This is a genomic window from Polaribacter sp. 2305UL8-11 (assembly GCF_058147165.1).
Window position 1 is genome coordinate 1 of the sequence record NZ_JBYVJW010000037.1, and the last position, 318, is coordinate 318.

General features: G+C 35.8%; 1 protein-coding gene. It reads right to left on the reverse strand.

Annotation, left to right across the window (positions count from 1 at the left end):
* The coding region (locus tag ACY2RW_RS16110) for an OB-fold nucleic acid binding domain-containing protein (protein WP_490123756.1) at positions 1 to 318 on the reverse strand (318 nt) is incomplete at both ends.

Below are 318 nucleotides of genomic sequence, written 5' to 3' on the forward strand. Positions count from 1 at the left end.
GAATTGGTCAATTTTTCTGTCGATGGATATACAGGTTGCATCTTTGTTTGCACCTTTTTTTTGTATTCTGTCCGTAACTCCATCTCTGGATGTGGTATGCTAAAATTCCCATTATAATGATTCAATTTTCCATAAACAACATAGGGCTCATTTATCTTTCGTGAATCTTTTATCCATTTTTGCCCTTTAAACCAAACCAATTCCATAGAACCAGATACAGCTTGAAAAGTGGCTACTAACCTACTTCCTCTTTTTTGAGCCACAGATTTCACATTAGTTATCTTACCTACTACTGGCACTTCAGAAGAATTTGGCTGT